The following is a 25,390-nucleotide window of genomic DNA, read 5'->3' as shown; positions in this document are numbered from 1 at the left end:
GATGCAGACCGTTCTCACCAACGCCAAACTCATTCTCGAGAACGAGGTCGTCACCGGCACGATCGCCTTCGACCAGACCGGCATCACCGCCGTCGACCAGGGCAAGTCGTCCCTGCCCGGCGCCATCGATGTCGGCGGCGACTATGTCGCGCCCGGCCTCGTCGAGATGCACACCGACAACATGGAAAAGCACTTCATGCCGCGCCCGAAGGTCTTCTGGCCGAACGGGCTGGCGGCGGCGCTCGTCCATGACGCCCAGATGGCCGCCGCCGGCGTCACCACGGTCTATGACGCGGTCTGCGCCGGCACACCCTTCTCGGCCAAGGACTACCGCAAGGACATCTTCGCCGACGTGATGAAGTCGCTGGCCTATGGCAAGCGCGAGAACGTCTTCCGCATCGACCATCGCATCCATATGCGCTGCGAGCTGACGAGTCCGGGCCTGCTTGAAGACATCGCCCCCTATCAGGACGACGCGCTCGTCCAGCTCGTCTCGCTGATGGACCACACGCCCGGCCAGCGCCAGTGGCGCGATCTCCAGCACCTCAAGACCTATGCCGTCGGCAACGGCAAGACGGTCGCGGAGTTCGAGGAGGATGTCGCGGTGCGCCAGCGCGACGGCGCCGCCAATGTCGCCAGGAACTGGCAGGCCGTGGTCGATATCTTCCGCGCGCGCGGCATCCCGCTCGCCACCCATGACGACACGATTCCCGAGCATGTCGAGGAGGGCGTCGCCTCCGGCGCGGTGATCTCGGAATTCCCGACCACGGTCGAGGCCGCCGCCGCCGCCAAGCAGGCCGGCCTCGCCACGGTTGCCGGCGCGCCGAACGTCGTGCGCGGCGGCTCGCATTCCGGCGGCGTCTCGGTCTCCGAGCTGGCCGAGAAGGGACTTCTGGATGGCCTCTCCTCGGATTACGTGCCGGCGAGCCTGCTCCAGGCCGTGGTCAAGCTCAATGCCGACCATGGCATCGCGCTGCCCGAAGCGATGGGCATGGTGACCTGGAAGGTCGCGGACATCCTCGACCTCAGCGATCGCGGCCATCTCAAGACCGGGCTGCGGGCCGATCTCGTGCGCTTCAAGGTGCTCGGCGCGACGCCGGTGCTGGCTGCGGTCTGGTCGCAGGGCGAGCGCGCATTTTGAGCAAGCCGCGCTACGCCGTCTATTACGCCCCCGCAGCCGACAGCGCCCTCTGGCGCTTCGGCAGCGCGACGCTCGGCTATGATGCGCTGACCGGCGAGGACCTGCCCTTCGCCGTTCCGCCCGGATGCGACCCGGCGACATGGCCAGGCTTCACCGAAGAGCCGCGTCGCTACGGCTTCCACGCCACGCTGAAGGCGCCCTTCGAGCTCGCCGACGGGCGCAGCGAGGAGCAATTGCGCGCCTTCGCCCGCAACCATGCCGCCGGGCTCGATGCCCTGGAGCTGGCCGGCCTGAGCGTGACCGCGCTCGGCTCTTTCGTGGCGCTGACGCCGTCCGAACCGAGCGAGGCTCTGCAGCGCTTCGCCTTCGCGACCGTGCAAGCCTTCGAGCTTTTCCGCGCGCCGCTCTCCGAAGCGGACAAGGCCCGGCGTCTCAAGAGCCCGCTCACCCCGGCACAGCACGCCTATCTCGAAGCCTATGGCTACCCTTATGTCGGCGACGCTTTCCGCTTCCACATGACGCTGACCGGCTCCCTGCCGGGCGATCAGGCAGGGTCGGTGAGGCAGGCCCTCGACACGGCCTACGCGGCGGCACTTCCAGCCGGCCCGGTCAGGATCGACCGCTTCGCGCTGTTCAGGCAGGACGACCGCACCGGCCGCTTCCGCCTGCTCGATTCCTATTCGTTCGGCTAGGCGTCGTGCCGGCCGAGTGCGCGCAGGACAGCCAGCAGTTCCTCCGCAGCCTCGGCGATGCTGCGATCGTTCAGGATCGTGACGATCTCGGCGCGTTCCGCCGTCAGGGGCGCCTCGCGCTTCAGGCGGGTGGCGATATCGGCCTCGCTCTCGCGCCCGCGCGCCGCCAGGCGCTGCGCCAGCACCGCGACCGGCGCGGTGATGTTGAGCACCACGACGCGCTCGGCCAATCGCTCCGCCGCCGCGATGGCGCGCCGCGAGACATTGGCGATAACCACGGCACCCGCGCCGATGCCCGACAATTCCAGCGCCGGAATGCCGTAGCTCAAACCATGCGCCTGCCAGCTCAGCGCGAGGCCACCATTGGCCTCGATCGTGCGGAACCCCGCCTCGTCGCAAGAATCGTGATCCTCGGCGCCGGCCATGGCCGGCCGGGTGATCAAGCGCCGCGCGAAGCGATAGTCGGGATCGCCGGCGAGGCCCGCCCGCGCCGCATCCATCAGCGTGTCCTTCCCAGCCCCGGAGGGACCGACCACGAGAACGAGCACGCCCGTCTGCACGGCGGGGATCGCGATATCAGGAGAGGATGAGGACATGGCCGCGAAAAAGCTGGGACTCGAACCGCTGATCGACCCGACCGCCCAGGTGAGGCAGGCGACGCTCGGCCGCTACACCGCCATCGGCGCGCGCACCATCTTCGCCGAGTCGACGATGGGGGACTACTCCTATGTCGTGAACGACGCGAATGTCATTTACACGACAATCGGCAAATTCTGCTCGATCGCGGCAATGACCCGGATCAATCCCGGCAATCATCCGATGCATCGCGCCAGCCAGTCGCATTTCACCTATCGCGCCGCCGCCTATTTCGACGATGCCGCGGATGACGAAGCCTTCTTCGATTGGCGCCGGTCGCATGCCGTGACGATCGGCCACGATGTCTGGATCGGCCATGGCGCGATCGTGCTCGCCGGCCGCTCGATCGGCACCGGCGCGGTAGTCGCGGGCGGGGCCGTCGTCACCAAGGACGTCGCGCCCTACACCATCGTCGCCGGCAATCCGGCCCGGCCGGTGCGGCGACGCTTCACTGAGGATGTCGCGGATAGATTGCAGAACCTCGCCTGGTGGGACTGGGAACACACCCGGCTGCGTGCCGTCCTCGACGATTTCCGCAATCTCTCGGTGGAGGACTTCCTGGAGCGTCACGAAGCGGGCTGAGCGGCATTTATCCGGTTATTATTGCTGGATTTTCGAGTTCTCAGCGCGCCAGCTTCAACTCCAGGCCGGGATAATACGGCTCGGCCTTGTGGAAATTGACCCAGATCAAGACATGCCCTCATAGGTTGTTAACCCTGATGGCCCATGGTCGGGCTCCGGCGGAAGCGGTTTCCGCCTGAGGCTGGGGACCTCCTGATGTCGGCAATGGATCATCTCGGCAAGCGGCTCGCCTTCATGCAGCTCGGCCCGGACGCGCAGGCGCGCATTCGCGACGTCGGCGACGCTCTGGACACATCGATTCCGGGCGCGCTCGACGCCTTTTATGCGCAATTGCGCGCCTTTCCCGAGACCAAGGCTTTCTTCAGCAACGAACAGCACATCGAAAGCGCCAAGCAACGCCAGGGCAAGCACTGGAGCGGCATCGCGACCGGCACCTTCGACGAGCACTATATCGGCGCCGTCACCCAGGTCGGGAAGATCCATGCCCGCATCGGCCTGGAGCCGCGCTGGTATATCGGCGGCTACGCGCTGATTCTCGAAAAGCTGCTCGCAGGCGTGCTGGAGGCGCGCTGGCCGAAGAACGCACTGGGCAGGCGCATGCCCGGCGTCACCGAACGCTCGGCCGAGATCGGCGCCATCGTCAAGGCAGCCATGCTCGACATGGATTATGCGATCACCGTCTATCTGGAAGCCTCGGAGGAAGCCCGCCTGAAGGCCGAGGCCGAGGCCCGCGCCATCGAGCAGGCCAAGGCGGCCGAGCGCGACCAGGCCATCGCCTGCGTCAGCCAGAGCATGGCAGCCCTCGCCGATGGCGACCTGACCTATCGCATGAGCGCCGAGATCCCGGCCGAATATTCCGAGATCCGCGATCATTTCAACGGCGCCATGGCGCGCCTGCAGGAGATGGTCGGTACGATCAAGGCAACCTCGGCCGCGATCTCCTCCTCCTCGCAGGAGATCAGCGCCGGCGCCCAGGACCTGTCGATGCGCACCGAGCAGCAAGCGTCGGCTCTGGAGGAGAGCGCGGCGACGACCGAGCAGCTCGCGGCTTCCGTCAAGACTTCGACCCAGGCTTCGCGCGAATCCGTTTCGCTGGCGGACGAAGCCGCCAATGTCGCGCGCACCGGCGGCGACATCGTCCGCGACGCGGTCGAGGCGATGGCACGGATCGAGGGCGCTTCGAAGCGCATCTCGGAGATCACCGACGTGATCGACGGCATCGCCTTCCAGACCAACCTGCTCGCCCTGAATGCCGCCGTCGAGGCGGCCCGCGCCGGCGATGCCGGACGGGGTTTCGCCGTGGTCGCAGCCGAAGTCCGGGCCCTGGCCCAGCGCTCGGCCGGCGCCGCCAAGGACATCACCGGGCTGATCTCGTCCTCGGACGCGGAAGTGGCCGAGGGCGTCAAGCTTGTCCGCCAGGCCGGCGAGACGCTCGACCGCATCGTCGCAGCCTCTGCGAAGGTCTCCAGCACGGTCGAGGAGATCGCCTCGGCATCCGGCGAGCAGGCCAACGGCATCGACGAGATGAGCCAGACCGTCAGCCACATGGACGAAATCACCCAGCAGAACGCCGCGCTGGCCGAGGAGAGCGCTGCTTCGGCACGGGTCCTGCTCGACCAGATCGACCAGCTCAACCGGCTGGTCGCGGCCTTCCGCACCGAGCAGGGCAGCGCGGTTAGCGGCGTCGGCGCGGTGAGGCGGCGCGCGGCCTAGGCTCCCGGCTGGCGGCGCGCCTTACCCGGCAAGCCGCCAGACCGAGCTGCGCTTGATCTCGGCATCCTCCAGCGCGCGCGTCACCGGCACTTCATAGGTCGCGACCGCCTCCAGCTTGCCGCGCGGCAGATAGCTGCGACCGGGATCGCCGATCAGCACCGTAGCCCCACGCGCCGACAGCCCCGACAGCCAGTCGATCACGCGTTCGGCCATCGCGCGCTCGTAGCAGACATCCCCGGCGCAGATGACCTCCCAGCCCTCGTCGCGGCCGATCAGGTCCTCGCAGCGCGCTGTCACCGCGACGCCATTGGCAGCCGCGTTGATGCCGATCGCCGCCGCGGCGAAACCGTCGATGTCGCAGGCCTCGACCGGCGCCGCTCCTGCCTTCGCCGCTGCGATCGCCACAAGCCCGGAGCCGGAGGCGAAATCCAGCATCCGACGACCCGTGACGATCTCGCCATGGTCTAGCAGATAGCGTGCGAGAGCCTGCCCGCCCGCCCAGGCAAAAGCCCAGAACGGCGGCGGCAGGCCGATTACGGCGAGCTCGTCCTCCGTCTTCTGCCAGAGTTCCGTCGCTTCCTCGGCGACATGCAATGAAATCTCCGGCGCATGCGGCACCGGAAGCAACCGGGTATGCGCGCGGATGAAGGCTTTGCGATCGAGCGCAGCTTCGCCGCTCATGCAGCGACCTCGGGCGTGGAGCCGCCAAGCAAGCTCAGATAGAGCGTCTTCACGCCGTTCATCACGTCGCGCTCGGTATGACCGTCGAGCAGGCGCGCCCGCGCACTATCTCCCATGCGCTCGACAAGGCCCGGAGCACGGGCGAGGACCACAAGTGCCCTCGCCAGCGCCGCCGCATCGTCGGCCGGCACCACCATCCCGTCCTGCCCGTCGCGGACGAAGCTGCGGCAGCCCGGAACATCCGTTGTCAGGATCGCCCGGCCGCAGGCCGCAGCTTCCAGGATCGTGCGCGGCAGACCCTCGCCGCCTCGCGAGGGCAGGATGCAGAGATGATGCGCCTTCCAGACACCCTCGATATCGCGCGTCGGCCCGCCCCAGGCGATGCCCGGCCGCGCGGCCCACTCCTTCAATGTCGCCTCGGGAATGGCCTTCGGGTTGGACGGGTCGGGCGCGCCATGGATGGTGAGCGCGACCTTCGCCCCTTCGGCCCGTGCGAGCCTCACCGCCTCGACCGCGAGATCGACGCCCTTGGACCAGAGCATGCGCGCGACCAGCGCGACCTTGAGCGGCGGCGCCGGCGGCATCGGCGAAGGCATCAGGATCAGCGGATCGACACCGGCCCCGCCCACAATCGCGACCTTTGCCGCGTCCTGAGGATCGAGACCGAGCGTCACGGGATCATCGGGATTCTCAAACAGGAAGCGGACCTGCGGCCCGTCGATGGCGCCGCGCAGCCAGGTGATCGCCACGAAGCGCGCCATCGCCGCGAGTGCCCCCTGCCTGGCGCCGAGAAAGCCGAGCCCGGTCAGCGCATAGACCCGCCGCTCGACGCCCGCCAGCTTGCCGGCGAGCCCGGCGAGCGCGATCGGTTTGAGCGCGATGCAATGCAGGATATCGGGTCGTTCGGCCGAAATCAGGCGCCTCAGCGCGCCGATCTGCTTGAACAAGGCCCGCGGATCGAGGCTGCGCCGCTCCGCCTCCAGCCCGATCAGCCGCGCGCCCGTCGCCTCGATCACGCGCCGGTGGTTGCGCTCGCGCGCGATCACCGCGACGTCGAAGCCGAGCTCGCGCGCGGCCCGGGCCATCGGCAGGAAATGCGAGGCGAAGAACCAGTCCTCGGTGGCGACGAACAGGAGTTTCGGGCGCGGCATCGCGCCATCAGGCCGATGCGGCGGCGAAGGTCAAGAGTGCATGCCGGTCAGGGCCGCGCCGTCGCGACCGGCAGCACGCGGGCGAGCGCCGTCGGCGGGTCGATCCGCCCGGCGCCGAAGGTCGGGTCGCGCCCGCGCGAGCCGAGATCGGTCGCGCTTTCGGCGAGCACCCGGCGGGCGCTGTCGGTATCGAGCTCCGGCTGCTTTTCGAGCAGGAGCGCGACCAGCGCGGTGACATGGGCGGCGGCGATCGACGTGCCCGAGGTGAAGGCGTAGCGTCCGCCGGGCTCGGCCGTCAGAACATCGACGCCAGGCGCCGCGATCGCGACATAACTACCGCGATTGGCATCGCTGAAGACCTTGTCTTCGGCATCGGTCGCCGTCACCGCGATCACGCTCGGATCGGCGCCCGGATAGAGCGGCGCCGAGCGGGCTCCGCCATTGCCGGCGGCGGCGATAGTGATGACACCGCGCTCCTTCGCGCCGGCCAGCGCCTTGGAGAGCAGGCGGTCCTGCGGGCCGGCGAAGCTGAGATTGATCACCTTGGCGCGTTGCTGGACGACCCATTCGAGCGCGGTCAGAATCTGGAACGACTTGCCGTTGGCTGAGGTCGCCTGCGGCCCGCCGAAGGCGCGAGCGACGATGAGGCGGGCCGCCGGAGCGATACCCTGCAATTCGCCATGCGCGACGATCGCCGTCGCCATCGAGGTGCCGTGCGCATGCGGCGTCGCCAGCCCGTCGATCGCGTCGAGATAACCGAGGACCGAGCCCCTGATTTCGGGATGCTCCATATCGACGCCGGAATCGATCAAGCCGACGCGGATGCCGCGCCCCTGCGCCAGCTTGCGCACCTCGCCGAGGCGCAGCTTCTCGACGATGTATTGCGGCGGCAGGATGCGCCGCACCGCGGCGCTGCCGCGCGCCGCCGTCGCGGGATCGGCCAAGCGCAGGCTCGGCGGCGGCGGTGCGGCGGTCGCTTCCGATGAGGCGGTGGTTGCTCCCGCTGGCGCGCCGGCACGGGACTGGGAGTCCTGCTGCAATTCGAAGAGGAAGTTCGGCTGCGCCCCGGCGATGCTGGTGTCCTCCGCCATCGCGGTGAGCACGGCGCGCAGGTCGCGTCCAGCCTCGATCCTGGCGCGGATGATGGTGACGCCTGCGAGCTCGAAGCGCTGGCTGGCGATCAGCGTCGCGCCATAGCGGCGCAGCACCGCCTCCGCCTCGACATTGGGCGCAAGCTCGAACAGCACCTCGTCGGGGACGAAGCGGGTCTCGTCCATCGCCGGAACGATGCTGCGCTGGGCTCGCGGCTGCAGCCAGGAGCCGGGCGGCACGCGCATCGAGCGGTTGGTTCCGCCGGCGGATGGCTGCTGCGGGCTCGTTGTTGGCGCGACGCGCTTATCCTTGCCGTCACCGGTCCCACCCGCGGGCTGCGCGAAAGCCGGCCCCGGCACGAGCGCGAGCACGCATGCGACAAGGCCGGCGCCGGCGAGACACCGAAGCGATGATTTCCGACGGGCGAACGGGGACGGCTGCATGGCCTCACCCTCCTGCGACGACGACATCATGCCATGGCGCCCAGCAACCGCGCCAGCCGGTTCACGGCGCCGGTGCGACGAAGCTGACGATGGCACTCTCGCCCTTCATCCGCGCCGCGATGGCATCGAGCTGGGCGGAGGAGAGGGAGGCATCGCCGACGCGCACCTTGAAGAAGCCGTTGGCGCGCGGGCCATCGACCACCGAGGCGTCGAAGCGCTTGAAGAAGGAGGCGATCTCGCCGGCCCGCGCCTCGGGCGAGAAGCTCAGCAGCACATAGCTCTCCGACGGCCGCGCACCCGGCGCCGAAGCGGTCTCGAAGCCGGAGCCGCCCTTGTGCAGCGCAAGCCCGGTGATCGCGACGCCCTGTAGCGCGATCAACGCGATTGCGGCGGCGCTGACATAGGCCAGACGACGCGGCGGCTGCCCGGCCAGAAGTCCGCCGAGCCAGCCCAGGAAACCGCGGCTGTTGTCCTTGGCACGTGCCAGCAGCGGCACCGGGCGGGCTTCCGCCTCGATCCCGGCCATCAGCTTTTCGAGCGCGTTATGGGACGGAGCGCCGAGGCCCTCGTTGAGCAGGACCGTCTCGGCCATGTCGTCGCGGATCAGATCGAGCCGGGCGGCAAGCTCGGCATCGACGGCGAGCGCAGTCTCGACGCGGCGCTTGTCGGCGTCGGAGATCCGGCCATTGGCATAGAAGGGCAGCAGCTCCTCGAGCTCGCGGCGCTTCGGATCGCTGGCGATGCTGTCGTTCATCACGCCACTCCTCGGGCGGCCGGGCCGCGCCTCATAAAAACAGAAGCATTTTCAAGCGAAGTGGATACCGGTTCGCGTGAAGAAAATGCGGCAGTAAAAAGCACCAAATTCTTACGGCCAGCCGCGGTCGATGCCGGCAGCTTTGAGCAACTCGCCCAGCTTCTTGCGGGCGTGGAAGAGCCGGGTCTTGACGGTATTCTCGGGGATGCCGACGATCCGTGCGACCTCTTCGACAGAAGTCTCATGGTAATAGACGAGGTCGATGACCTCGCGGTGCTCGGCCGAAAGACGTCCGAGGCAGGCGCGAATGGCGAGACCCTTGTCCTGCTTCTGCAGCACGATCTCGGGGCCGTCGGCCTCGTCCTCGATGCTTTCGGCATAATCCTCGTCCAGCTCGGCATCGCGGCGCTTGCGCAGGAGCGACCAGGCCTTGTTCCGGGCAATGGCGAGCAGCCAGGTCGAGACCGAGGCGCGAGCCTCGAACCGGTCCGCCTGTCGCCACAGGTCCATGAACACGTCACTGATCACATCCTCGGCAAGCGTCTCGTCGCGGACGAGCCGCAGCACGAAACGGTAGACCCGCACCTGATGCCGCGAAAACAGCACCTTCATCGCGAGCCGGTCACCAGAGGCGATCCGTTTGACGAGATCCTCGTCCGATTCCGTATGCATTGCCCCTCGAAGGCCAGGCATTCCGGCTCGCATCCAGTTGTCGCGGCGAGCAGGAAAAAGGTTCAACCCGGCGCGCACATTAATCTGCGCAAGCGGATTTGCCGATAGGTCGATGCGAAACGGATAGGAGTTTTTTGGCCGAAAAGCAGCCATTGCCTGGGGCAGGCGCTTCCATCGCAGTTAAGCGGATATGAAAAGGGGCGCTCGCGGCGCCCCAAATCGCATTCTCTAGAGATGCGTGAATTCCTGTCGCCCGGCCGATGTCGGCCGAGCCGAAAAGACGTCAGCGGCGCTTGCCGGCCGTCCGCATCTGCATGTACTGCACGGCTTCCAGCAGCACCTTGCGCGGACGCTCGGCGTCGCGCTTGGCCTGCTCCGCCTTGCGGGCAACCTCGCGGGCGATCTCTTCCTGGCGCTTCTCTTCTTCGATGCGCGCACGTTCGATCGCTTCCAGGCGCTCGTTCTCGGCCCGGATCTTCGCCTTCTCGGCTTCGCGCTCGGCGCGGGCCTGGGCGATGGCTTCCCGCTCCTCGCGTCGCTGCACCATCACCGGGTCGTCGGCCTTCGGCCGGGCCTTGAAACGCTCGAGCAGCGCCTTCTTGGCATTGGCGGAATTGGACTGGCGGTCGGTGAAGCTGCGGTCGTTCGGGTTCTTCAAGGGTGATCTTCTCTCGGGTTGTTACGGGCGTTTGCTCGGCCCGCGCGGGCGAGATAATCCAGATCCGGCCGGATTGGTATCGAAATCGACGCGCGGCAGCCCCGCTTCCAACGCTTATCGGGCGGCAGGCCCTGCTTACCGCACGCCAAAAACGCATGAGAATGGCAGGATCGGCACCCGATCAGACGGGCGGGCCGGCCCATGCATATGGGCAGCCAGCCCGTGCCTGTCAATGCAGAGAGCCCTTTTGCGCGCCGCATCGCGACTGGAAAACACCTCTATGCTTTACAAGCGAGGCATTTTCGCCAACAGGCAGGGCGACTGCCGCAACAACGCCGTGCTCCCCGTGAAGACGCCCCTGCTCTCCGATTTCCGCCGCATCGTCGTCAAGGTCGGCTCCAGCCTGCTGGTCGACCGCGATCGCGGCCGACTGCGCCATGCCTGGCTCGCCGCGCTGGCGGAGGACCTTGCCGAGTTGCACCAGCGCGGCGCCGACGTGCTCGTCGTCTCCTCCGGCGCGATCGCGCTCGGGCGCACCGTGCTCGGCCTGCCCTCCGGCCCCTTGCGCCTGGAAGAGAGCCAGGCCGCCGCGGCCGTCGGCCAGATCGCGCTCGCCCGCAACTGGGCCGAAGCGCTCGGCGCCCATGGGCTGACCGCCGGGCAGGTGCTGCTGACGCTGGCCGATACCGAGCAGCGCCGCCGCTATCTCAACGCGCGCGCCACGCTCGGCCGCCTGCTCGACCTGCGCGCCATCCCCGTCATCAACGAGAACGACACCGTCGCCACCACCGAGATCCGCTACGGCGACAATGACAGGCTCGCGGCGCGGGTCGCGACCATGGCCGGCGCCGACCTGCTGGTGCTGTTCTCCGATATCGACGGGCTCTATACGGCGCCGCCCGCGAAGGACCCCGGCGCCCAGCATATCCCCGTGGTCGAGCGCATCACGCCCGAGATCGATGCCATGGCCGGCGGCGCGGCGTCCGAGTTGTCGCGCGGCGGCATGCGCACCAAGGTCGAGGCCGGCAAGATCGCGGCCGCCGGCGGCACCCATATGCTGATCGCCGACGGGCGGGCCAAGAACCCGCTTGCGAGCGTCGCCAATGGCGGCCGCTGCACCTGGTTCCTCACGGCCTCGACGCCCGCCACCGCCCGCAAGACCTGGATCGCCGGCTCGCTGGAACCGCGCGGCACGCTGCATCTCGACGCCGGCGCGGCCCGCGCGCTGCGCGGCGGCGCGAGCCTGCTGCCGGTCGGCGTCACCCGCATCGAGGGCGATTTCGCGCGCGGCGACGCCGTGCTGATCCGCGATCCAGAGGGGCAACTGCTCGGACGCGGCCTTGTCTCCTATGATGCCGGCGAAGCGGCTCTGGTCCTCGGCAAGGCCTCGCGCGACATCGAGACCGTGCTCGGCCATCCCGGCCGCGCCGAGATGATCCACCGGGACGACATGGCGCTCGGGCTGGGTTAAACTTTCTTCGGGACTGGCATTTGCCAGCCGGATTTTGGACTGAACGAGATGACCGGCGACAGCGCATTGCGCATCATCGCGACGAACGAGGCCGCTGATGTCGGCCGCGTCATGCAGGATCTCGGCCGGTGCGCCCGCGCCGCCGCGCGCAAGGTCGCGCTGAGCCCGGCCGGACAGCGGAACGCCGCGCTCCTCGCGATGGCGGACGCTTTGCGGGCTCGCACCTCCCGCATCCTCGCCGCCAACGCCCAGGACCTCGCCGACGGCAAGGCCGCCTCCTTGAGCGCCTCCTTCATGGATCGCCTCGCCCTCGACGAGACTCGGCTTGCCGCCATCGCCGATGCCGTCGCCGAAGTTGCCACCCTGCCCGATCCGCTCGGGCGGGTGCTGGCGGAGTGGACGCGGCCGAACGGTTTGCGCTTCGAGCGCGTCGCAACCCCGCTCGGCGTCATCGCCGTGATCTTCGAGAGCCGCCCCAACGTCACGGCCGATGCCGGCGCGCTCTGCCTGAAGAGCGGCAATGCCGCGATCCTGCGCGCCGGCTCCGACTCCTTCCGCTCCTCGACCGAGATCGCCGCCGCGATGCGCGAAGGCCTGGAAGCCGCCGGCCTGCCCGCCGACGCGATCCAGCTCGTGCCGACGCGCGACCGCGCCGCTGTCGGCGAAATCCTCTCAGGCCTCGGCGGCACTATCGACGTCGTCGTCCCCCGCGGCGGCAAGAGCCTCGTCGCCCGCGTCCAGAGCGAGGCGCGCGTGCCGGTCTTCGCCCATCTCGACGGCAACTGTCATCTCTATGTCGACGCGAAGGCAGATCTCGCCATGGCCCGCGAGATCCTGCTCAATGCCAAGCTCCGCCGCACCGGCGTCTGCGGCGCGGCCGAGACGCTGCTGGTCGACGAAGCCTGTGCGGCGACCCACCTCGTCCCGCTCGTCGGCGCTCTGCTCGAAGCCGGCTGTGCCGTACGTGGCGATGAGGCCGCCAGGACGGCCGATGCCCGTGTGACGGCCGCGACCGAAGAAGACTGGGCGACCGAATATCTCGACCGGATCATCGCCGTGAAGACCGTCCACGGCATCGATGCCGCGATCGACCATATCGAGCGCTACGGCTCGCACCATACCGATGCGATCGTCACCGATGACGCGGCCGCCGCCGCCCGCTTTCTCGCCGAGGTCGATTCCGCCATCGTCATCCACAACGCCTCGACCCAGTTCGCCGATGGCGGCGAATTCGGCTTCGGCGCCGAAATCGGCATCGCCACCGGCCGCATGCATGCACGCGGACCGGTCGGCGTCGAACAGCTCTGCTCCTTCAAGTACCGCGTCCACGGCGCGGGCCAGATCCGGCCCTGAGGCGAAGCAGGACGCATGACGAGCGAGCTGACGCGCCTGCCGTCCCGGCTGCCCCCCTTTGCGCCCGGCCTGCGCGTTGGCCTGTTCGGCGGCAGCTTCAACCCGGCCCATGACGGGCATCGGCTCGCAAGCCTGACCGCCTTGCGCCGGCTCCAGCTCGACCGCGTCTGGTGGCTGGTCACGCCCGGCAATCCGCTGAAGGACAATGCGAAGCTGCCCTCGCTCGCCGAACGCATCCGCCAGGCTGAAAGCATCGCCGGCCATGCCCGCATCGACGTCACCGGCGTCGAGGCAATGCTGCGCACCCGCTACACCGCCGACACGCTGCGCGCGCTGAAGCGGCGCTGTCCGGGCGTCAATTTCGTCTGGGTCATGGGCTCGGACAACCTCGCCGGTTTCCACCGCTGGAACGAATGGCGCGCCATCGCCCGGATGATGCCGATCGCGATCATCGACCGTCCGGGCTCGACCCACAGCGCCATGGCCTCGCCTGCCGCGAACTGGCTCTCGCGCTGGCGCCTGCCCGAAAGCCGGGCGGCGGCCCTGCCGCGCATGAAGCCTCCAGCCTGGGTCTTTCTGCACGGGAAGCGCTCGATGTTATCCTCGACCATGCTACGCAGACAGGCTGGTCGCGATTGAATTCCGGGACTTCCCGGCTTATTTTGGCTGCATCGCGCCAAGCGCGCATCTGGATCGAGAGGATACGTCACTGACCCGTCAAACCCTTGGTGAAGCCGAGCCGAAGCCGCTTCCCCAGGCTGCCGTCGCGGACAATCCCTCTGCCGACAGCATCGCCCTCGCCCAGCGTGTCCTCGAGGACATGAAGGCCGAGGACATCACGGTGATCGACCTCGTTGGCAAGACCTCGCTGGCCGACGCGATGATCATCGCCTCGGGCAACGTCAACCGCCACGTCGCGGCCATCTCGGACGCGCTCATCGAAGCCCTCAAGGCCTCCGGATTGCCCACGCCGAACGTCGAGGGCATGCCGGCTTGCGACTGGGTGCTGATCGATACCGGCGACATCATCATCCACGTCTTCCGACCCGAAGTGCGCCAGTTCTACAATCTCGAAAAGATGTGGGGCACCGACCGGCCGAACGAACGCCTCGACAGCTGAAGCTGTTTTCGGATGCGGCTCGCGGTCATCGCCGTCGGCCGGCTCAAGGACGGGCCGGAACGCGAACTCTGCGAGCGCTATCGTGAGCGCGGCCTCGCGCTCGGCCGCAGCATCGGCCTCAGCGGTCCCGACATCGTCGAGATCGCAGAGGGCCGCGGCCGCCGCCCCGACGAGCGCAAGCGCGAGGAGGCGCAGGCCATTCTCGCGCAATTTTCCTCGGCCAAGGCGCAGCCTGGCCTGATCATCGCCCTTGACGAGCGCGGCCGCCAGCTCGGCAGCGAAGCCTTTGCCAGCCGGCTCGCCACCGCCCGCGATTCCGGAACCGGCCATGCCAGCCTGATCATCGGCGGCGCCGACGGCCTGAGCGAGGAGATCCGCGACAGGGCCGATATCACGCTCGCTTTCGGCGCCCTGACGATTCCGCACCAGATCGTCCGCGCACTGGTGCTCGAGCAGCTCTATAGGGCGATGACGATCATCTCCGGCCACCCCTATCATCGCGTATGACCGCGCCGCTGATTCGCTCCGGACTGCGCTGCCTGGGCCTCACCGCCCTGCTGGTAGCCTCGTTCGGTGCTTCCGCCCTTGCCCAGACGCCCCAGCCGGATCCGGAAGCCCTCCAGCGCGAGGCGATGCAGAAGCTCGTCGAGAAGCAGGCGCGCGAGAGCGAGCTCAAGGCGATCGAGCAGCGTCTCGCCGGAAACGCCGACGCCCGCGCCGCCCTCGAGAAGGAAATGGCGGGCATCCGCGCCGATCGTGCCGCTCTCAACAAGGCTCTCCTCGAAACCACCGCCAGGACGCAGGCCGGCGAGGAGCGGCTCGGCGCGCTGGAGACGCGGCTCAGCCTCCTGCAATCCAGCGAGACCGCGATTCGCCGCTCGCTCGACGGCCGGCGCAACCTGATCGCCGAGGTTCTGGCAGCGCTGCAACGCATCGGCCGGCGTCCGCCCCCGGCCGTGCTGGTGCGCCCCGAGGATATTCTCGAAGCCGTACGCGCCTCGATGCTGCTCGGCGCCGTCGTGCCCGATCTCAGGCAGGAGATCGAAATTCTCGGCACCGACCTCGCCGAACTCGTCCGGCTGCGTCAGGGCATCGCCACCGAAAAGGGCCACATCGGCACGGAAATGGAGCAGATCGCGACCGAACGGCAGCGCCTGGCCGCCCTGATCGAGGCAAGGCGCGAGCGCGAGGCCAGCGCCGCCAAGGATGTCGAGCAGCAAGCCGCGCTCGGCAGGGAGCTGGCTGGGCAGGCCCGCTCGATGCGGGATTTTGTCGAGAGGATCGAGAAGGAGATCTCCGTTGCCAACAAGGCGGCCGACGCCGCCCGCCAGGCGATCGAGCAGGAAACGCGCGACCAGCGCGAACGCATGACGGCGCTGGCCTTCAAGGACCCCGCGCGGCTTGCCCCGAAGATCGCCTTCGCCGAGGCCCGGGGCCTGCTTTCCCTGCCGGTGGCGGGATCACGATTGCGTGGTTTCGGCGATGCCGACGGCGCCGGCGGGACGATTCGCGGGATTTCGCTGGAGACCCGGTCGGGCGCCCTAGTTTCGGCGCCTTCTGACGGTTGGGTGGTTTATGCGGGGCCGTTTCGCTCGTTCGGGCAACTCTTGATCCTGAACGCTGGCGGAGGATACTACATCCTGCTAGCCGGCATGCAGCGGATCGATGTCGCGCTCAATCAGTTCGTGCTGGCAGGGGAGCCGGTTGCGGCGATGGGCGAAACGTCGGAAGCTGCCGCGACGACGGTAGGAGTGGGAACCGGGCAGCCGGTTCTGTATATCGAATTCAGGAAAGACGGCGTTTCGATCGACCCGACACCGTGGTGGACGAAATCGCAAGGCGAAAAGGTTCGCGGATGATGCGCAAGGTTTCCCTCGTTCTCGCCGGCGCCATCATGGGCGCAGGTCTGACCGGACTGGCCACACAGACCAGGCTGCTCTCCTCGACCAGCGCGGTCGCGGCCTCGGCCGAGGTCTATCGCAGCCTCAACCTTTTCGGTGACATCTTCGAGAAGATCCGCACCGACTATGTCGACAAGCCCGACGAGCAGAAGCTGATCGAGGCCGCGATCAACGGCATGGTCTCCTCGCTCGACCCGCATTCCTCCTATCTCGACTCCAAGTCCTTCCGCGACATGGATACCGACATGCGCGGCCAGTTCGGTGGCCTGGGCATCGAGGTGACGATGGAGGACGGCGTCCTCAAGGTCGCCAAGCCGATCAAGGACACGCCCGCCTCCAAGGCCGGCATCCTCGCCAACGACATTATCAAGCAGATCGACGGCGCCGAGGTGAAGGGCCTGTCCCTGACCCAGGCCGTCGAGAAGATGCGCGGGCTGATCAACACCCAGGTCACGCTCAAGATCGACCGCCCCGGCAAGACCGAGCCGCTCGAATTCACCCTGACCCGCTCGACCATCGTCGTCCCGGCCGTCGAGGAACGCGTCGAGGGGGATATCGGCTATATCCGCATCGGCACCTTCTCCGAGCAGACCTATGACGGCCTGCGCAAGGCGATCGAGAAGACCACGAGCGAGATCGGCGCCGACAAGCTGAAGGGCTATGTCATCGACCTCCGCAACAATCGCGGCGGACGCCTCGACCAGTCCGTGCTGGTTTCCGACGCCTTCCTCGATCGCGGCAAGATCGTCTCGACCCGCGGCCGCAATGCCGAGGAGACCCAGGTCTTCAACGCCAAGTCGGGCGACCTGACCAAGGGCAAGCCGGTCGTGGTGCTGATCAACGGCTCCTCGGCCTCGGCGGCCGAGATCGTCGCCGGCGCCTTGCAGGACCACAAGCGCGCGACCGTGATGGGCACGCGCTCCTTCGGCAAGGGCTCGGTCCAGACCGTGATCCCGCTCGGCTCCAATGGCGGCCTGCGCCTGACCACAGCGCGCTACTACACGCCGTCGGGCAACTCGATCCAGGCCAAGGGCATCACGCCGGATATCGAGGTCCAGCAGGACATCCCGCAGGAGATCAAGGACAAGCTCGTCGATAACAAGGGCGAAGCTTCGCTGAAGGGCCATCTCAAGGCCGGCGAGGGCGAGGAGCAGTCCGGCTCGAGCTCCTATGTGCCGACCGACGCGACCAAGGACACCCAGCTCATCGCCGCGCTGAACCAGTTGCGCGGCGTCAAGAAGGATGTTGCTGCCCCCGCGGAGAAGCCGGCCGCCCCGGCCGCGCCCGCCACTCCCGAGGCCCCCAAGCAGCCGAACTGAGCCTGCGGGCTCGACGCCGGGCTCCTTAGGCGCCAAGACTAGCGCGCGGACCGGTGATTCGGGTCCGCGTCGCAACCTCGAGGACGGCCTCTCACGGCCGGAACGCCGCTGACGGAGCTCAATCGACCGCTCGGCAGGGATCGCCCGGCGGCCTCTGGCAGGCCCTGGGGACGCTGGCTCGCGATGGCGGCTGCCGGTTGCGTCGGCGTGGCCGTATTGGGGCTCCTGCTGACGGTGGCGCTGCGTCGCGATCCCGATGGCGGCGAGCCGATGGCTGTGGCCTCGATCGAAAAGCGCGTCGCCCCCGTCTCCTCCGTGCCTGCCACCGCCGATGCGTCCACGTCGCATGGACCGGCCAGCGCCACCCAGCTTGAGAACAGCGCGGGTGTGACCGTGACGCGTGCAGGCGAGGATGCGCCGGACGCCATCATCATCACCATTCCCAGCGAGGCCCGCACCATCAAGCTCGCGACGGCCCCCGACAGCCGCCTGGTCGAACGCTCGCGTTACGGCCTGCTGCCGAAGCTCGGCCCCGACGGCGCGACTCCGGCCAGGATCTATGCCCGCCCGCTCGGCCTCGAGCCGGAGCCGAAACCGGCCGGCCGGATCGCCCTCCTCATCGGCGGCCTCGGCATCAGCCAGAGCGGCACCGCCGACGCGATCGCCAAGCTGCCCCCGCCGGTTTCGTTCGCCTTCGCGCCTTATGGCAACGAGCTCGAACGCACCGTCCAGCGCGCCCGCGGCGAAGGCCACGAGGTCTTCCTGCAATTGCCGATGGAGCCCTTCGACTATCCCGACAACGACCCCGGCCCGCATACACTGCTGACCGGCCCGAAGGCGCCCGACAATATCGACAAGCTGCATTGGGCACTCGGTCGCTTCACCGGCTATGTCGGCATCGTCAATTTCCTCGGCGGCCGCTTCACCGCCGATGAGAGCGCTCTCTCCCCGATCCTGCGCGAGCTCGCCGGCCGCGGCCTGATGGTCGTCGATGACGGTTCGTCCCCGCGCAGCCTGCTCGCCGGCTCGGCCGACCGCGCCCGCATCCCCGCCCTGAAGATCGATCGGGTCATCGACGGTGTCCCCCGCGCCGATGCCATCGACAAGGAACTGGCCGCTTTGGAGTCTCTCGCGCGCGAGCAGGGCATCGTTGTCGCCGCCGCAAGTGCCCTGCCGGTCTCGATCGAACGGATCAACCGCTGGGCCCAGTCGCTGGACGCCAAGAAGCTCGTGATCGTTCCCGTCAGCGCCGCCCGCGGCTTCCGTACGGCCAAGCCCCCCGTATCGCCCAGAACCACCGGATCGCTGCGATGACCGACACGGCCCCCGAGGGCTACCGCCCCTGCGTGGGCTTAGCCCTGTTCAACGCCGAGGGCCTCGTCTTCGTCGGCCGCCGCGCCGACAAGACCAAGCGCGAGCATGTCGCGCCGGGCCATGCCTGGCAGATGCCGCAGGGCGGCATCGACGCAGGCGAGACGCCGCTGGAGGCTGCGCGGCGCGAGCTCGCCGAGGAAACCAGCGTCACCTCGGTCGAGCTTCTCGCCGAGGCCCCGGGCTGGCTCGCCTACGACCTGCCCGTCGATATCGGCAAGGAGGCCTGGAAAGGCCGCTGGCGCGGCCAGGCACAGAAGTGGTTCGCCTTCCGCCTTGTCGGCCCCGAGGACGAGATCGACGTCCTCACGCCGGCCGGCGGCCACAAGGCCGAGTTCGATGCCTGGCGCTGGGCGCGGCTCGACGAAACGCCTGAACTGATCATCCCCTTCAAGCGCGAGGTCTACCGGCAGGTCGCGAAACATTTCGCCCCGTTTGCGGGCGAGACCCGCTAGAGCATCGGCCCGAAAAGTGGAACGCGGTTTTCGGAACATGCCGATGCAAAATCAGAAACTTGGAGCATCGGACTGAATACGGCATTCAGTCCGATGCTCTAGAAACCGAGCGCTCTCTCAGCCCGTGAAGTAGACGACGCGCCCGATCCAGTAGCCCTGGTAGAGGATGTGCACGCTGGCGAGCGCGATGTGCACCCCGCGCCGCGCCGAGACATAGGCGATCAGGCATAGCGCCATCCCGATCGGGACCTGCACGAGATAATCGCCGCTCAACTGGCTCCAGTGCTCGGTGCCCTTGATCAGGGTATCGACGACATCGAGCAGGAAGGTCGCTGCCAGCAAGCCGAAGAACCAGTGTCGGCGCCGGATAAAGAAATCCTCGTAGCCGGCATATTCCGCGATGTTGTCCGGGAACAGCAGCGCCGAGATCAGGTAGAGCACGACGGCATACCCGACCAGGAAAAGGTAAACGCCGAAGCTCCAGGCCTGGATCCGCGACAACCCGAACTCCCACCACCAGAACAGCACGAGCTCGAGCAGGATCGAGCCGACCCAGAGCATATGGAGCAGCGAGACGCGATAGCGGCCGGGATGCTGGACGAAGCCGGCAAGGCCGGCCAGCATCCGCGTGATGCCCAGGCCGATGACCATGCCCAGGACGATGCGGATATGGGTGAAGAGTTCGTGCGGCGAGACGGTCTCCATGCTCCGTGCTTAGAGCATGGAGCTTTGGGGCGGAAGCGCCGTCATTCCGGATAAATCACGAGAACGGCGCCGATCCGGAACCATCGCAAAGCGCCGCGCAGTGATCGCCGCGCCAAAGGCGAAATGGCCTCCCGGAAGGGATTCGAACCCCTGACCTACGGTTTAGGAAACCGTTGCTCTATCCTGCTGAGCTACCGGGAGGTGGAAGCCTCGTTTTCGGTGCCTATCCGGTGCTTGCGCGGACCGGGTAGGCCTTAAGCGTATGATCCGAATCGCCTTTCCGCCGCAAGACCCTCGAATTAGGAAACCGTTGCTCTATCCTGCTGAGCTACCGGGACGCACGAAACTCCGTGTAGCATAATCGCGATGCGGGTGAAGTCCCTTCTTGTCATCGTCATATTCGCGACCCTCGCCACCCCGCCGGCGCGGGCTGCTTCCGGCTGCGCGCCCGCCGAAGCCGCCGTGACCGTGCAATTGTCCGGTCTGGATCCCGCCGGGGACCCGCTGCTGGGCGATGGCCGAAGATTGCGGCTCGTCGGCCTCGCGCCGCGCCAGAGTCCCGAGGAAGCATCGCGTTTCGATGCAGGCCTGCGCGGCTTCCTCGGTCGCCCGCTCGGCCTGGCCGTCCTCGGCGAGCCCGATCGCTGGGGGCGGTTGCCTGCGCGGCTGACGATCCCGCCGACGTCACCCGGCGAACCGACGCTGGACCTCGCACAGCATCTGCTGCGGCAAGGTGCCGCCCTCCCTCTACACGAACCCGGTTCGTCCCCCTGCGAGGCATCGCAAAAGGCTTCCGTTCAGGCAACGGTAACATCTGGGCCGCAACCTGCGCCGCTGACGGCGATCGATGGCCATGATCTCGCCGCGGTCAAGGCGCAGGAGGGACGTTACGTCATGCTGGAAGGCCGGATCGCCTCGGTCGGCGAGCGTTCCCAGCGGACCTATCTGAACTTCTCCCGCCGCCCGAAGCAGGCTGCCTCGATCGTCCTGTCGCGCAGTCTCTGGCGCGAACTGAAGCGCGCCGGCTGGACCGCGAGCCATCTCGGCGGTAAACGGCTGCGTGCCTATGGTGTCCTTGCCGGGCGCGACGGCCTCCTGCTCGAGGTCGCATCCCGTTCGGCACTGGAACTGATCGACTGAGGACATGCTGGAGCTCTGGCCCGCATCGCTTTCGCGACATTCGAAGCGGCTGGCAGCCATCGTGCTGCCGGGCTTGCTCCTCGTCGGCTGCCTCGGCGACCAGAGCTCTCTCCTGCCGGCGAGCACCACCTCCGAAGGCGAGATCGCGCCGCGCATCAGTACGGTCCAGCGCGCCTCCGACCAGGAGCACCAGCGCCTGCTCGCGGCCTTCGGCGGCGAATACCGCGCGCCGCGTGCCCGCGCCGCCCTCGACGAAGTCGTCCAGCGTCTGGCAAAGGCCGGCGAGGGCCAGATCGGCCATTACGAGATCACCATCCTGAATTCCCCGGTGGTCAACGCCTTCGCGCTGCCCAATGGCCGGCTCTACGTCACGCGGGGCCTGCTGGCGCTCGCCAACGACACCTCCGAGATCGCCTCCGTGCTGGCGCATGAGATCGCGCATGTCACGGCGCAGCACGCCGTCGAGCGCGCCGAGAAGGAAGCGGAATCGGCGCTGGTCAGTCAGGTCGTCTCGCAGGTCCTGAAGGACCCGGGGCGCGACGCAGCCGTGCGCGCCGGCTCGAAGCTCTCGCTGGCGAAGTTCTCGCGACAGCAGGAACTCACCGCCGACCAGATCAGCGTCCGCAACATCGCCCGCGCCGGCTACGACCCCTATGGCGCCGGGCGCTTCCTCGCCACGCTCGGCCGCAACACCGCCTTCCGCAGCAGCGGCCAGAACCAGAGCGCCGACGACAAGCGGCTCGACATCCTCTCCAGCCACCCGCAGACACCCGAGCGCGTCGCCGCCGTCACCGCCGCGGCCCGCCAGATCGCCGCGCCCGGCATCGGCGAACGCGATGCCAATCGCTGGCTGAACGCCATCGAGGGCCTGGCCTATGGCGACGACCCGCGCGACGGCGTGGTCCGCGGCCGGCGCTATCTCAACAGTGCGCTGCGCATCGCCTTCAGCGCGCCGGATGGTTTCAGCCTGGAGGCGGCCCAGGACATGGTCATCGGCGTCAGCGCCAACGGCGCGCAGGCCCTGCGCTTCGATTCCGTCACGCTGAAGAGCGGCCAGACGCTGGAATCCTATGTCGCCGCCGGCTGGATCGAGGGCGTCGAGACGACCGGCATCGAGAAGACCGAGATCGGCGGGCAATCGGCCATCCTCGCCCACGGCAAGGGCACCGACTGGACCTTCAGGCTCGCCGCCGTGCAGATCGGCGACCGGGTCTATCGCTTCATCCTGGCGGCACGCGGCGGCAGCGATCCGGAACGGCAGATGCGGAGCATCGTCGAGAGCTTCCGGGTGATGACGCCCGCTGAGGCTCAGGCCGTCCGCCCGATGCAGATCCGCCTGGTCGCGGCCGAGGCCGGCGACACCATCGCAGCCATGGCGGAACGCATGCCCGAGCAGGACCGGCCGGGCGAGCTCTTCCAGCTGCTCAACGGGCTCGATCGCAATGCGTCGCTGACGCCCGGCCAGCGCTACAAGGTCGTCGCCGAGTAGCGCGCGCCTTCACAAGGCCGCGAGTCTACGCGAGCTCCTCCCGCATCGCGCGCGTTCGCCGCTATGATCGGCGCAAGGCTATGGTTCAAGGGAGGCAAGGATGGCGCTCGATCGCCGGATCGTCGAACTCTACGACGAGTACACGCACAAGCCGCTCGACCGCCGCATCTTCATGAACCGGCTCCTCGCCATCGCCGGCACCGCGGCGGCGGCGGAAGCAGCGCTCGCCCTGCTGGAGCCCAACTACGCCCAGGCCCAGCAGGTGGCGCCGGACGATGCCCGCATCACCGCGAGCCGCTTCGACCAGACCGTCGATGGCGTCGCGCTGAAGGGCTATCTCGTCACGCCCAAGGCCGAGGCCAAACGCGGCGGCGTCCTCGTCATCCACGAGAACCGCGGCCTCAATCCCCATATCGAGGACATCACCCGCCGCATGGCGCTGGAGGGCTTCACCACGCTCGGACTCGATTTCCTGACCCCGCTCGGCGGCACGCCCAGCGACCCGGACGCCGCGCGCGCGCTCTTCCCGCAGCTTTCGGTCGAAACGGTCGTCGCCCAGGGCCGCGCCGCGCTGAAATACCTGGCCTCGCGGCCGGATGCTACGGCCAAGACCGGCGCTGTCGGCTTCTGCTGGGGCGGCGGTTCGGTCAACGATCTCGCGGTCTCCGCCCCCGAGCTTGCGGCCGGCGTCGTTTTCTACGGCCGCCCGCCCGATCTCGCCAAGGTCCCGCAGATCAAGGCGCGCCTCCTGATCCAGCAGGCCTCGCGCGACACCCGCCTCGTCCAGATGCTGCCGGACTATGAGAAGGCGCTGAAGGCGGCCGGCATCCAGTACGAGGCCATCGTCTATCCCGATGTCGACCACGCCTTCATGAACGACACCAGCGCCGAACGCTACAACGCAGCGACGGCCGGACAGGCCTGGGCGAAGACGGTCGCTTTCCTGAAGGCGGGAACGGGGACGGCTTAGGTCGCGCCCGGTTCGACTCAACAAAAAACCCGGCGGTCGCCCGCCGGGTTTTTCGAAACGATAGGGAACGAGCCGCTCAGGCAGCCTCTTCCGCCAGATCGTCGTTGTCGCCTTCCATCTCGGCCTCGGCTTCCGCCTCGGCCTTGCTGAGGCGGCGCGGCGATTTGGCGAGCTGCCCCTCGATCTTCTTGAGCGCCTCGGTCTCGGTGATGTCGTCGACCACCGCGATCTCGCGGGTCATGCGGTCGAGGGCGGCTTCATAGAGCTGGCGCTCGGAATAGGACTGCTCGGGCTGGGCCTCGGACCGGTAGAGGTCGCGCACCACTTCGGCGATGGCGACGAGATCGCCCGAATTGATCTTCGCTTCGTATTCCTGCGCGCGGCGCGACCACATGGTGCGCTTGACGCGGGCGCGGCCGGTGAGCGTCGTCAGCGCCTTGGTGACGCAGTCGGCATCGGCGAGCTTGCGCAGGCCGACGCTGGCGGCCTTGCCGGTCGGGACGCGCAGCGTCATCTTGTCCTTGGCGAAGCCCACCACGAACAGCTCAAGTTTGAAACCTGCGACTTCCTGCTCCTCGATCGCCGTGATCTGACCGACACCATGGGACGGATAGACGACATACTCGCCCGTCTTGAAACCATGGCGCACAACAGCTTTCTTCGCAGTAGACATGCCGTTACGACTCCTGACCGGCCCGCTCGACGCGAGCGCGTGATGATTTAGCCTCCGGCCGGTTGGCAGGAGGCTTCCGCCTGACGCGACGCTTCAAGAACGCACCGCTTCACGCTCCCTAGTCGATTGTTTCATTGTGCCCTGCCGAGAACGACGATCGAAGCCCCGGCGGCAAAGCCGGCTCTTTCATCGTCTGTGATCTCTGGGGGCGCCCCGATTGCAGGAACCTCGCAGGGGCATGCGGAACGACTTCGACTAAGGCTAGCTTGTAACACAAAAAACACGCCGAATCAAAGGTAAACGCCGGACGGCGTTCCTCTGCGGCAGCATGGCGAGGTCGTGGTTAATGCAGCGCGGCCGGCAAACGCCCGCCCGGATCAGTCGCCTTCGCCCGGTTCCGGCGAGAGCATCTCGAGCTTCCCGGCGACGCCGTCGAATTCCTTGGCGTCGGCCGGCGGGTCCTTCTTCTGGGTGATGTTCGGCCAGCTCGCCGCGAATTTTCCGTTGATCTGCAGCCAGCTTTCGAGGCCCGGCTCGGTGTCCGGCTTGATCGCCTCGGCCGGGCATTCCGGCTCGCAGACGCCGCAATCGATGCATTCGTCGGGGTGGATGACGAGCATGTTCTCGCCCTCATAGAAGCAGTCGACCGGGCAGACCTCGACGCAATCCATGTACTTGCACTTGATGCAGTTCTCGGTGACCACATAGGTCATGGGCCGGCCCTTCCAACGCTTCTAAACAGCCCCATAAACCCTTGCCCGGCGCAGGTTTCAAGGTCGTTTTAATGATCTTAGGCAGAACGATTTGTCATCCGGGACGTGCCGCGGAGAAGATTTCACCCTCCGGCCCGCTTTCGGCACCTGCCGCCCGACAGGGCGCGGATTTAATCCTCGCCTCCGGCCTCCGCAAGCGGCGCATCGCCGCTGCCGCCGTCGAGCCGCTCATAGAGTTCCTGGGCGACCGCGAAGGAGCCGCGCCGCTCGGCAAAGCCGAGGACCCTGACCACCACGGTCGCATGTGGCAGGGCAAGCGTCAGCACCGCTCCGACCTTGATGCCCTGCGCCGGATTATCGCAGCGCCGTCCTTCGATCCGGACATGGCCGTCCTCCACCAGACGCACAGCTGCCGGGCGGTTGCGGGCGAAGCGCGCAAACCAGAGCCATTTGTCGAGGCGCTGACGATCGTCCTGCAAGCCGCCCGCGCCTCCC

Annotated in this window: 27 protein-coding genes and 1 tRNA gene; 16 read left to right on the top strand and 12 right to left on the bottom strand. The window is 67.8% G+C overall.

Features of this window, described 5'->3' with window-relative positions; genetic code table 11:
* Position 1: 1 nt before the first annotated feature.
* Positions 2-1,141: an alpha-D-ribose 1-methylphosphonate 5-triphosphate diphosphatase gene (locus ASE61_RS24235; protein ID WP_061971345.1), complete on the top strand. Its 1,140-nt coding sequence runs from the start codon at positions 2-4 to the stop codon at positions 1,139-1,141.
* The gene (locus ASE61_RS24230; RefSeq protein ID WP_244493002.1) at positions 1,138-1,833 is read left to right on the top strand and encodes a DUF1045 domain-containing protein; all 696 of its coding nucleotides are present in this window, start codon (positions 1,138-1,140) and stop codon (positions 1,831-1,833) included. Before ASE61_RS24235 ends, ASE61_RS24230 begins: the two co-directional genes overlap by 4 nt.
* Here ASE61_RS24230 and phnN read toward each other — a convergent pair.
* Entirely contained in the window at positions 1,830-2,429 is a 600-nt protein-coding gene (gene phnN, locus ASE61_RS24225; RefSeq protein ID WP_061971342.1) for a phosphonate metabolism protein/1,5-bisphosphokinase (PRPP-forming) PhnN, read from the bottom strand. The genes ASE61_RS24230 and phnN overlap by 4 nt on opposite strands.
* Between phnN and ASE61_RS24220 the strand changes: the two genes are divergently transcribed.
* Both ASE61_RS24220 and ASE61_RS24215 read left to right on the top strand, forming a co-directional pair.
* Positions 2,428-3,051 carry a chloramphenicol acetyltransferase gene (locus ASE61_RS24220; protein WP_061971340.1) on the top strand — a complete coding sequence of 208 codons (624 nt, stop codon included), beginning with the start codon at positions 2,428-2,430 and terminating at the stop codon, positions 3,049-3,051. The genes phnN and ASE61_RS24220 overlap by 2 nt on opposite strands.
* A 195-nt stretch (positions 3,052-3,246) precedes the next feature.
* On the top strand, positions 3,247-4,764 hold the full coding sequence (locus tag ASE61_RS24215; protein WP_162260146.1) for a globin-coupled sensor protein: 1,518 nt from the start codon (positions 3,247-3,249) through the stop codon (positions 4,762-4,764).
* A gap of 21 nt (positions 4,765-4,785) precedes the next feature.
* On the opposite strand, the gene ASE61_RS24210 is transcribed toward ASE61_RS24215, so the two are convergent.
* The 6 genes from ASE61_RS24210 to ASE61_RS24185 all read right to left on the bottom strand — a co-directional run bounded on the left by ASE61_RS24210 (position 4,786) and on the right by ASE61_RS24185 (position 10,215).
* Positions 4,786-5,445, bottom strand: a complete 660-nt coding sequence (locus ASE61_RS24210; RefSeq protein WP_061971337.1) for a class I SAM-dependent methyltransferase — start codon at positions 5,443-5,445, stop codon at positions 4,786-4,788.
* Positions 5,442-6,596 carry a glycosyltransferase gene (locus ASE61_RS24205; protein ID WP_061971335.1) on the bottom strand — a complete coding sequence of 385 codons (1,155 nt, stop codon included), beginning with the start codon at positions 6,594-6,596 and terminating at the stop codon, positions 5,442-5,444. The genes ASE61_RS24210 and ASE61_RS24205 overlap by 4 nt, the downstream gene beginning before the upstream one ends.
* A gap of 47 nt (positions 6,597-6,643) precedes the next feature.
* A complete protein-coding gene (locus ASE61_RS24200) occupies positions 6,644-8,131 on the bottom strand; it encodes a S8 family serine peptidase (protein WP_162260145.1) in 1,488 nt (495 codons plus the stop codon).
* A gap of 61 nt (positions 8,132-8,192) precedes the next feature.
* Positions 8,193-8,885 carry a hypothetical protein gene (locus ASE61_RS24195; RefSeq protein WP_061971332.1) on the bottom strand — a complete coding sequence of 231 codons (693 nt, stop codon included), beginning with the start codon at positions 8,883-8,885 and terminating at the stop codon, positions 8,193-8,195.
* Positions 8,886-8,996: 111 nt separating this feature from the next.
* Positions 8,997-9,557 (bottom strand): sigma-70 family RNA polymerase sigma factor, encoded by a 561-nt coding sequence (locus ASE61_RS24190; protein WP_061971331.1) that lies wholly within the window; start codon positions 9,555-9,557, stop codon positions 8,997-8,999.
* Between the two features lie 283 nt (positions 9,558-9,840).
* Positions 9,841-10,215 (bottom strand): DUF6481 family protein, encoded by a 375-nt coding sequence (locus tag ASE61_RS24185; protein ID WP_061971329.1) that lies wholly within the window; start codon positions 10,213-10,215, stop codon positions 9,841-9,843.
* A gap of 280 nt (positions 10,216-10,495) precedes the next feature.
* On the opposite strand from ASE61_RS24185, the gene proB reads away from it, so the two are divergent.
* The 9 genes from proB to ASE61_RS24140 all read left to right on the top strand — a co-directional run bounded on the left by proB (position 10,496) and on the right by ASE61_RS24140 (position 19,205).
* Positions 10,496-11,686, top strand: a complete 1,191-nt coding sequence (gene proB, locus ASE61_RS24180) for a glutamate 5-kinase (protein ID WP_082617707.1) — start codon at positions 10,496-10,498, stop codon at positions 11,684-11,686.
* 48 nt (positions 11,687-11,734) lie between these two features.
* Entirely contained in the window at positions 11,735-13,039 is a 1,305-nt protein-coding gene (locus ASE61_RS24175) for a glutamate-5-semialdehyde dehydrogenase (RefSeq protein ID WP_061971327.1), read from the top strand.
* Between the two features lie 15 nt (positions 13,040-13,054).
* Positions 13,055-13,678 (top strand): nicotinate-nucleotide adenylyltransferase, encoded by a 624-nt coding sequence (locus ASE61_RS24170; RefSeq protein WP_061971326.1) that lies wholly within the window; start codon positions 13,055-13,057, stop codon positions 13,676-13,678.
* Between the two features lie 70 nt (positions 13,679-13,748).
* Positions 13,749-14,159 (top strand): ribosome silencing factor, encoded by a 411-nt coding sequence (gene rsfS, locus ASE61_RS24165; protein WP_413813553.1) that lies wholly within the window; start codon positions 13,749-13,751, stop codon positions 14,157-14,159.
* Between the two features lie 12 nt (positions 14,160-14,171).
* Positions 14,172-14,666: a 23S rRNA (pseudouridine(1915)-N(3))-methyltransferase RlmH gene (gene rlmH, locus ASE61_RS24160; protein ID WP_061971323.1), complete on the top strand. Its 495-nt coding sequence runs from the start codon at positions 14,172-14,174 to the stop codon at positions 14,664-14,666.
* A complete protein-coding gene (locus tag ASE61_RS24155; protein WP_061971321.1) occupies positions 14,663-16,018 on the top strand; it encodes a murein hydrolase activator EnvC family protein in 1,356 nt (451 codons plus the stop codon). The genes rlmH and ASE61_RS24155 overlap by 4 nt, the downstream gene beginning before the upstream one ends.
* Complete coding sequence (locus tag ASE61_RS24150; RefSeq protein WP_061971560.1) at positions 16,018-17,379, top strand: S41 family peptidase; 1,362 nt, start codon at positions 16,018-16,020, stop codon at positions 17,377-17,379. Before ASE61_RS24155 ends, ASE61_RS24150 begins: the two co-directional genes overlap by 1 nt.
* A gap of 183 nt (positions 17,380-17,562) precedes the next feature.
* Entirely contained in the window at positions 17,563-18,693 is a 1,131-nt protein-coding gene (locus tag ASE61_RS24145) for a divergent polysaccharide deacetylase family protein (RefSeq protein ID WP_082617705.1), read from the top strand.
* The gene (locus ASE61_RS24140; protein WP_061971320.1) at positions 18,690-19,205 is read left to right on the top strand and encodes an RNA pyrophosphohydrolase; all 516 of its coding nucleotides are present in this window, start codon (positions 18,690-18,692) and stop codon (positions 19,203-19,205) included. Before ASE61_RS24145 ends, ASE61_RS24140 begins: the two co-directional genes overlap by 4 nt.
* 117 nt (positions 19,206-19,322) lie before the next feature.
* Here ASE61_RS24140 and ASE61_RS24135 read toward each other — a convergent pair whose 3' ends face one another.
* Both ASE61_RS24135 and ASE61_RS24130 read right to left on the bottom strand, forming a co-directional pair.
* A complete protein-coding gene (locus ASE61_RS24135) occupies positions 19,323-19,910 on the bottom strand; it encodes a hypothetical protein (RefSeq protein ID WP_061971318.1) in 588 nt (195 codons plus the stop codon).
* A gap of 124 nt (positions 19,911-20,034) precedes the next feature.
* A tRNA-Arg gene (locus ASE61_RS24130) sits at positions 20,035-20,111 on the bottom strand.
* Positions 20,112-20,372: 261 nt separating this feature from the next.
* Between ASE61_RS24130 and ASE61_RS24125 the strand changes: the two genes are divergently transcribed.
* The 3 genes from ASE61_RS24125 to ASE61_RS24115 all read left to right on the top strand — a co-directional run bounded on the left by ASE61_RS24125 (position 20,373) and on the right by ASE61_RS24115 (position 23,509).
* A complete protein-coding gene (locus ASE61_RS24125; protein WP_156407214.1) occupies positions 20,373-21,050 on the top strand; it encodes a hypothetical protein in 678 nt (225 codons plus the stop codon).
* Positions 21,051-21,054: 4 nt separating this feature from the next.
* Positions 21,055-22,539 (top strand): M48 family metalloprotease, encoded by a 1,485-nt coding sequence (locus ASE61_RS24120; protein ID WP_082617704.1) that lies wholly within the window; start codon positions 21,055-21,057, stop codon positions 22,537-22,539.
* Positions 22,540-22,639: 100 nt separating this feature from the next.
* Positions 22,640-23,509 carry a dienelactone hydrolase family protein gene (locus ASE61_RS24115; protein ID WP_061971315.1) on the top strand — a complete coding sequence of 290 codons (870 nt, stop codon included), beginning with the start codon at positions 22,640-22,642 and terminating at the stop codon, positions 23,507-23,509.
* A 76-nt stretch (positions 23,510-23,585) separates the two neighbouring features.
* Here ASE61_RS24115 and ASE61_RS24110 read toward each other — a convergent pair whose 3' ends face one another.
* The 3 genes from ASE61_RS24110 to ASE61_RS24100 all read right to left on the bottom strand — a co-directional run bounded on the left by ASE61_RS24110 (position 23,586) and on the right by ASE61_RS24100 (position 25,374).
* Complete coding sequence (locus ASE61_RS24110) at positions 23,586-24,182, bottom strand: CarD family transcriptional regulator (RefSeq protein WP_061971313.1); 597 nt, start codon at positions 24,180-24,182, stop codon at positions 23,586-23,588.
* 377 nt (positions 24,183-24,559) lie between these two features.
* Entirely contained in the window at positions 24,560-24,895 is a 336-nt protein-coding gene (gene fdxA, locus ASE61_RS24105) for a ferredoxin FdxA (protein WP_061971311.1), read from the bottom strand.
* A gap of 170 nt (positions 24,896-25,065) precedes the next feature.
* Complete coding sequence (locus ASE61_RS24100; RefSeq protein ID WP_061971310.1) at positions 25,066-25,374, bottom strand: RNA-binding S4 domain-containing protein; 309 nt, start codon at positions 25,372-25,374, stop codon at positions 25,066-25,068.
* Positions 25,375-25,390: the final 16 nt, after the last annotated feature.

It is taken from the genome of Allobosea sp. Root670, assembly GCF_001429415.1.
Taxonomy (GTDB): Bacteria; Pseudomonadota; Alphaproteobacteria; order Rhizobiales; family Beijerinckiaceae; genus Allobosea; species Allobosea robiniae.
The sequence above is the reverse complement of the archived record's forward strand: the minus strand, read 5'-3'. Positions and strand labels throughout refer to the sequence as shown.